We start from the raw sequence: 7003 nt of genomic DNA, 5'->3' as shown, positions 1-7003 counted from the left end.
CTTGTAAAAATAATCAGAATAATTCATTTTTTCTATATTTTTGCGCATGTTGCTGATCCAAACGATAAATAAATGCGAAAACCTCTGCTACTGCCTGATATAATTCTTCAGGAATAGACTCATTTAAATCTAATTGANNACAAGGTTAGGATCCTCATAAATCGGCACATTATGCTCATTTGCTCTTGCCAAAATGTTCTCGGCAATTTTCCCTTTTCCCTTTGCTACAACAGTGGGACTATCAAATTGACCAAGCTTATACGTAAGCGCAATTGCCTCTTTTCGAGTAAGTTTTTCTTCGCTCATACGCGGATATCCACCCCACTCTGCTCCTCTTGCTGTTCTACTACAGGACCTACTTTTTCCGTTTGCCCTTTATCAAATTGTTTAATAAACACACCTGAAAGTTGATAATTTTTTTCAGCCAGTCCAATTTTTAAAGCAGCCTTCAACGGCTCAGCAAGTGATTGAATTTCCGAATTTTCATTAAAGACCGTTACTGTGACAACTCTATTTTGAACCTGCATATCAATCACTGTTTCTTGCATAGATGCCATTTGTAAATAAAATAATACGCGTGCATAGTTTGCATCAATTTTGCCATTATCTTTCATGCGACCATTCCATTGTAAGGTTGCATCCATCTTCTTGCCAAAAAATTCAAGTGGAACTTGCATGATGAGCTGATGTTGATGACCATTTTCTCCTGAAGATAACTGCATTCCATTCATACGCGTCATAAGCATCTCTGCCGCTTCCTTCATTTGAGGTGGTATATTAGTTTCCTGCAATAATGTATGGAGCTGTGGCTTTAGCTGATGCGCAATCATGTGTAAATCAGCCGACTTGTTTCCGAGTGTAGCCTCGTAGCTAATTCCTAAATTTTTCAACACCGTTTTAAGTGCATGTTCCATCGCTTTACTATCCATTGAATTTTGTACTAGTGCTTCTGCTTGTGTCACAACTTGCTGTATAAATGGTTGCGAAGAATCAATACTATTTTTCACCAGATTGCGCATGAGTGCCTCAGTCTGTGAAGGAGAATTGGCCTCTTGTTTAAATAAGGATAACAAATGATCTTTCATCGAAAGTGTGTGGGCATCCTGTGTAAATAAACGATCAGCTGTATTTTGAGTAAAAGCTTTTAATAACTGATCCTGCATTTGTTTAGCAAAAACATCTAGCGTTTGTTTTGATACTGGTAGTTGATTAAAACGATCCACAAGCTGATTGATTTGATGTTTTTGTCCATTCGTTAATAAATTTTGACTTTCGGTCCATGATTTAAGCTGTTCCACCAGTTGTCTAGCATTTTCTGGCTTTGTAGCAAGAATTGTTTGAATAACTTGACCAGCTTGCTGTATTGGCTGAAAGGCTTTTGCTTCATTCATTTTTGACCAGTTTTGCAATGTAGCCTGCTGGGGGAGAATCCCTGACTCTTTTAGCATTGATAAAGCTTGCATTTTTTCATTCATTGTCGCAGCACTATTCGTTAAACTTTGTAAAAGCCTTGCAAGCACTGCACTACCTGTTTCTACTTCAAAGGGCTTGGCAATCGCTTGTACTTGTTGCATTAAATTTTGCCTCAATGACTCAGATAGGGTTGTATCCTTCGCTAAAAGCTGAGCAAAGTTATCCATGATAGCGGTCATACCAGATGTCTTTTGACCACTCATCAATGCTTGAAACACATCGTTTATCATAGGCATTTTAAGCTCTATCATTTTTTGAATGGTTTGTAGAGCATCTACTTTTGATATACCCTCTGGCAATGCCTTTAACCACATTTCAGCTTGCAGCATTTGCTCTTTAGAAATTGGTAGCTGCGCTTTCATAAAATGCCCTAATAATTGCTGCATCTCTGCAGATTTTGGCAAATTCATGGATTCTAATAACTGATTAATTTGCTGACTCGGTGTAGATGCCTGCGCCATCGGTCCAGTCACTATTTTCAATTCCGTTTGTGGATTTGTCCCTGTTACCTGAAAGAAATGGGCATCCCCGGCTTTTAACGGCACTTCGAGTTTAGCTATAAATTTTTGATTACCTACTTGTATTTCTGCCATTTGATCTGGATATAATTGCTTAATTGTTCCATGAAATACTTGTCCTTGTTTTAAAGCAAGTGGTTGATTTGTCGAAGTCATTGCATTTTGCTGTATCTGAATTGGATTAAATGATGTGGCTGTCATATACATACTCCTTTCATCAATTACTCCTTCGTGTAATTGTCTACCGTTTTTTAGCTTTATGAAAACATAGATTTTATTGGTTCAAATGATTTACGATGGTGAATAGTCGGTCCAAATTCTTCTAACGCTTCTAAATGTTGCTTAGTCCCATACCCTGCATGTTGCGCAAAGCCATACATTGGAAATTCCTCGTCTAATTGCTCCATATACTCATCCCGTGCCGTTTTAGCTAAAATGGAGGCGGCTGCTATCGCTAAGCTCTTAGCATCTCCTTTTATAATCGAATCTTGAGGAATTGTAATAGGTAATGTCATAGCATCTACTAAAACAACATCCGGCTTCGTTGACAATGATTCAACACTTACCTTCATAGATTGTTTTGTTGCCTCATATATATTCAGTTCATCAATTTGTTGGGCAGATTGAAAATGAATAAAATAGCTTATGGCATGCTCTTTAACTAATTTAGCAAAGCCGTTTCGTTTATCCTTCGATAATTGCTTTGAGTCATTCAGACCAACAAGTGCCTCACAATTTGTCGGTAAAATTACTGCTGCCGTTACGACTGGCCCTGCTAGTGGTCCTCTTCCTGCTTCATCTACACCCGCAATAAATGTATCTGTTCCCCCATAGCTTAAATCGAATGTAACTTTTTTTTGATGCTCTTGCAGTAATTGATGTTTTTTATCTTGTCTCTTTTGCCAAGTTAGCCATGCCTTTTGTACACCTGCTCTTTCATCGGCTGCAACTTCTTTCATCCAATCTTGCCATTCCTCAGCAGCTTTCAATGCAGTTGTAATTTCCTTAATCGTTTTCATTGTGTACTCCTTCTTGCTTCTATTCATTCAAACTATATCATGTTCAGTTATTATGTAGTCTCTTTAACTTGAAAACTATTTTCCTCTCTATAGTCATTATCGGTTAAAAAATGTATTCCTAAAAGAAAAACTGTCACAAAAGAACGTGTGACAGTTTTAAATACTTATAATTGTTCAGTTTCCTTTTCTAACTGTTCATCCACAAAATCAAAGGTAAGTTTACCTAATTGTAATCCACGGATATCTCGAACAATTAGTTGAGCTACTTGATCATAATCTATTTCTCCACCAGGACCAAACACACGACGCAGCTTACCAATATGGTCAAAAGTATCCACTAACTCCTCATGGATAAACTCAAGGCCGTAACGCTCTTCCATACGCTTTGGATAATGATTAGATAAGAAGCGTAATCCATAGACAGCTAGGTCTTCCATATTTGTAATAGTATCCTTAATAGCACCAGTTAAAGCTAATTTAAAGCCTACTTCTTGATCCTCAAACTTTGGCCATAAAATACCTGGTGTATCCAATAGTTCAAGCTCTTTACCAACTTTGATCCATTGCTGTGCCTTTGTCACACCTGGTGTATTGCCTGTTTTAGCGATATTTTTTTTCGCTAAGCGATTTATCAATGTTGATTTTCCCACGTTTGGAATACCCACAATCATGGCACGAATAGCTCTAGGCTTCATTCCTCTTGCTTTCATGCGATCAAATTTTTCTTTTAAAATTTCTTGTGCCGCTTTTGTTACTTGCTGTAAGCCCTTGCCCTCAAGTGAGTTAATGGCTATTGCTTTATGGCCACGCTTTGCAAAATACTCTACCCATTTCCGTGTTTCTTGTTCATCTGCCATATCCGCTTTATTTAAGATCAAAAGACGAGGTTTTTGGTTAATGACTTCGTCAATCATCGGATTACGTGAGGATAGCGGTAAACGTGCATCTATTAATTCAAAGATAATATCGACAAGCTTTAATTTTTCAGTTACTTCACGTCGGGCTTTAGCCATATGCCCTGGAAACCATTGTATCGTCACAGCTATACCTCCTAAACTAAAAGAAAAAGGGAGTGATTATGCTCTCCCTTTCTTACATTACTTTACAATTTTTATATCACTAAATGGCCAGAAAATCAGACTGGTATTACCTATAATTTCTTTTTGGTTAACAAGACCAATATGTCGACTGTCTTTACTATATCGACGATTATCTCCCATAACAAAGATATACCCCTCAGGAATGGTATTGCTATCCAAGGAAACATCAATGTCATTTAAGGTGAAATCTTCTGTTAAAGTTCCCTCTGTGATTTGCGCTTTATAGGCATCTAAATAGGGTTCTTCAATTGGCTCACCATTTATATACAATTGATCATCCTTATACTCTAATGTATCTCCTGGCAATCCAATTACACGCTTTATGTAATTTTTTTGTTCGGGTGCATGAAATACAACGATATCAAAACGTTTAGGCTCACCTATTTTATAACCAATTTTATTCACAATCATTCGGTCGCCATCTTCAAGGGTTGGCATCATGGACTCTCCATCAACTGCAATGGGTGTAAATAAAAAATATCGAATAACTGCAGCAATCGCAAATGCAATTAATAGTGCTTTTGTCCATTCCCATAATTCATTTTTTTCTTTCACTTGTTTTTCCATTGAGAATTGCCCCCTTGTCTAACACCATTTTAGATGATAGTGAATAAAGATGACAAGCAAAAAGAAAAGAGGCTTGAACACAAGCCCCTCACTTTTAAGTCATAATTATCGAATTTCTTTAATACGAGCAGCTTTACCACGTAGGTTACGTAGGTAGTAAAGTTTAGCACGACGTACTTTACCACGACGTACAACTTCTAAGTTAGCGATTTTTGGTGTGTGTACAGGGAATGTACGCTCAACACCTACACCGTAAGAAATTTTACGAACTGTGAAAGTTTCGCTAATACCGCCACCACGACGTTTAATTACTACACCTTCGAAAAGCTGGATACGTTCACGAGTACCCTCTACTACTTTCACGTGTACCTTAACAGTATCACCAGGACGGAAAGTTGGTAGATCAGAGCGAAGCTGAGATTTTGTAATTTCTGCAATAATGTTTGACATTGTTTTCTCTCCTTAGACAGATGCTCTTGCACGCAATCTATGCCACAGCGGAACACCGTAATTCAGTACTCCACATAGAAGTACAGATTAGATGTTATCATAAATAGATTCGGCAATCAAGCATCTAGACGATTGTTTTTTAGTTTTTCTAGATACAATTTTTGCTTGTCTGTTAATGGGTATTTCTCCAGTAAGTCAGGACGACGCTCAAAAGTTCTTTTCAGCGACTGTTCCTCTCGCCATTGCTCGATTTTAGCATGATTCCCCGATAATAAAACATCAGGTACCTTCATGCCACGGAACTCCGCAGGACGTGTATAATGTGGATGCTCAAGGAGACCTGTTGAAAAAGAATCCTGGATATGAGAATCCTCTTGTCCTAAGACACCTGGTAACAATCTAACTACGCTATCAATAACAGTCATAGCGCCTAATTCTCCACCTGTTAAGACAAAATCGCCAATGGAAATCTCGTCTGTCACGAGATGCTGACGTATACGCTCATCATAGCCTTCATAATGACCACATAAGAACACTAACTCTGTCTCCTGCGCTAGCTCCTCTGCTTTTTTCTGCGTAAATCGTTCGCCCTGAGGACACATTAATATGATACGTGGCTGTTTCCCTGCAGTTATAGCCTCTACTGCACTAAACATTGGTTCAGGCTTTAATACCATACCTGCACCACCACCATACGGATAGTCGTCAACCTGATTATGCTTGTTCCCTGAAAATGTACGAATATCCGTTACCTCTAAATTTACAGCTCCCTTTTCTTGTGCCTTCTTTAAAATAGATGCACCAAAAACACCTGAAAACATATCAGGGAACAGGCTCAATACATGAATATTCATCATAGTAAGCCTTCCATAACATGAATGACTATTTTTTTGTCCCTAACATCAATATCTTTCACGATATCTTCTATATAAGGGATATAGTGTTCTTTCTTAGTCCCTTTCACTACCCATACATCGTTTGCCCCTGTTTGCAGGATATCTGCTACAAAACCGATTGTCTCGCCCTCTTCGGAAATAACTGTGCAGCCTATTATTTCATGGAAAAAGAACTCATTTTCTTCAAGAAGATCATCAGTCATTTGATCTTTTGTCACTTTCAGCATGCCTTCTTTAAATGGCTCAACCAAGTTGATATTGTTCATGCCTTCAAAAGTTAATAAAATAAAGTTTTTATGACGACGCATAGAGTCAATCGTTACCCAGGTTGGCTTCTTATCGTCTTTTTTAAAGGCAGCAAGCTTATTTCCTACTGCAAAACGCTCTTCTTCAAAGTCTGTTGTCGATAATACACGTACCTCACCACGAATACCGTGCGTATTGACAATTCGACCTACATTAAACCATTCCATTCTATTTCACCTCGTAAAAAACATGCTTATCTTCACAATGCATCTGGCTCATCCAAAAAAGGTTCCGTTCTTGCAGATGTGCTTTGGAAGAATGTAGTTTTAGCTAAGACTCATTTGTCTTGTCAACAATAATATAAGCAATATCCTTTATCTATACTCCTTATTAAGCTTTAATTTCCACTTAAACAGAAGTCATAGCGATATGCTGATGTTAAAAAAAGATAAAAAAAGGAAGGAACCTACAAGCTCCCTCCTTTTTCGTCCAGATTTTACGCTTTATACTAAAAGGCCACTTTGAACTCCTAAGCGACATGTAAACACACCTATCAGGACTCACTAGTACTTGTTGCAAGAGCGTGAAAATCTTTTCTATTAATCCAATATATCGACGTAGGTCTTCTTTTGATGGTGACTACCTGCCGCTGAATAAACAATTGTACGAATCGCTTTTGCTACTCGCCCTTGCTTGCCTATGACTTTCCCTCTATCCTCTGGATGAACAAAAAG

The 7003-nt window shown here is 38.0% G+C and carries 8 protein-coding genes and 1 pseudogene; all 9 read right to left on the bottom strand.

Annotated features, from left to right (window positions below; all coding sequences use genetic code 11):
- Window positions 1–13 precede the first annotated feature (13 nt).
- Window positions 14–306, bottom strand: a pseudogene (locus B3D98_RS01640) (EscU/YscU/HrcU family type III secretion system export apparatus switch protein).
- Window positions 303–2192, bottom strand: a complete 1890-nt coding sequence (locus tag B3D98_RS01635; RefSeq protein ID WP_288579936.1) for a hypothetical protein — start codon at window positions 2190–2192, stop codon at window positions 303–305. The pseudogene B3D98_RS01640 and the gene B3D98_RS01635 overlap by 4 nt, the downstream one beginning before the upstream one ends.
- A gap of 56 nt (window positions 2193–2248) precedes the next feature.
- On the bottom strand, window positions 2249–3010 hold the full coding sequence (locus tag B3D98_RS01630; RefSeq protein ID WP_054550509.1) for a ribonuclease HII: 762 nt from the start codon (window positions 3008–3010) through the stop codon (window positions 2249–2251).
- A gap of 164 nt (window positions 3011–3174) precedes the next feature.
- On the bottom strand, window positions 3175–4050 hold the full coding sequence (gene ylqF, locus B3D98_RS01625; protein ID WP_259951091.1) for a ribosome biogenesis GTPase YlqF: 876 nt from the start codon (window positions 4048–4050) through the stop codon (window positions 3175–3177).
- Between the two features lie 57 nt (window positions 4051–4107).
- The gene (gene lepB, locus B3D98_RS01620) at window positions 4108–4677 is read right to left on the bottom strand and encodes a signal peptidase I (RefSeq protein WP_048391637.1); all 570 of its coding nucleotides are present in this window, start codon (window positions 4675–4677) and stop codon (window positions 4108–4110) included.
- 105 nt (window positions 4678–4782) lie between these two features.
- Window positions 4783–5127, bottom strand: coding sequence for a 50S ribosomal protein L19 (gene rplS / locus B3D98_RS01615; protein ID WP_288579932.1), 345 nt, complete (start codon window positions 5125–5127; stop codon window positions 4783–4785).
- Between the two features lie 116 nt (window positions 5128–5243).
- Window positions 5244–5981 (bottom strand): tRNA (guanosine(37)-N1)-methyltransferase TrmD, encoded by a 738-nt coding sequence (trmD, locus tag B3D98_RS01610; RefSeq protein WP_288579938.1) that lies wholly within the window; start codon window positions 5979–5981, stop codon window positions 5244–5246.
- Window positions 5981–6496 carry a ribosome maturation factor RimM gene (rimM, locus tag B3D98_RS01605; protein ID WP_288579931.1) on the bottom strand — a complete coding sequence of 172 codons (516 nt, stop codon included), beginning with the start codon at window positions 6494–6496 and terminating at the stop codon, window positions 5981–5983. The genes trmD and rimM overlap by 1 nt, the downstream gene beginning before the upstream one ends.
- Before the next feature lie 372 nt (window positions 6497–6868).
- Window positions 6869–7003: KH domain-containing protein (locus B3D98_RS21655; RefSeq protein WP_414674027.1), on the bottom strand; the 135-nt coding region annotated here is incomplete at its 5' end.

The organism is Lysinibacillus sp. UBA5994, from assembly GCF_002429725.1.
Lineage (GTDB): Bacteria > Bacillota > Bacilli > Bacillales_A > Planococcaceae > Lysinibacillus > Lysinibacillus capsici.
The sequence above is the reverse complement of the archived record's forward strand: the minus strand, read 5'-3'. Positions and strand labels throughout refer to the sequence as shown.

What these genes read in the sequence shown, in the direction of transcription:
- B3D98_RS01635 (WP_288579936.1), bottom strand. Translation starts at nt 2,192, where the DNA reads ATGACAGCCACATCATTTAATCCAATTCAGATACAGCAAAATGCAATG.
- B3D98_RS01630 (WP_054550509.1), bottom strand. Translation starts at nt 3,010, where the DNA reads ATGAAAACGATTAAGGAAATTACAACTGCATTGAAAGCTGCTGAGGAA.
- lepB (WP_048391637.1), bottom strand. Translation starts at nt 4,677, where the DNA reads ATGGAAAAACAAGTGAAAGAAAAAAATGAATTATGGGAATGGACAAAA.
- rplS (WP_288579932.1), bottom strand. Translation starts at nt 5,127, where the DNA reads ATGTCAAACATTATTGCAGAAATTACAAAATCTCAGCTTCGCTCTGAT.
- trmD (WP_288579938.1), bottom strand. Translation starts at nt 5,981, where the DNA reads ATGAATATTCATGTATTGAGCCTGTTCCCTGATATGTTTTCAGGTGTT.
- rimM (WP_288579931.1), bottom strand. Translation starts at nt 6,496, where the DNA reads ATGGAATGGTTTAATGTAGGTCGAATTGTCAATACGCACGGTATTCGT.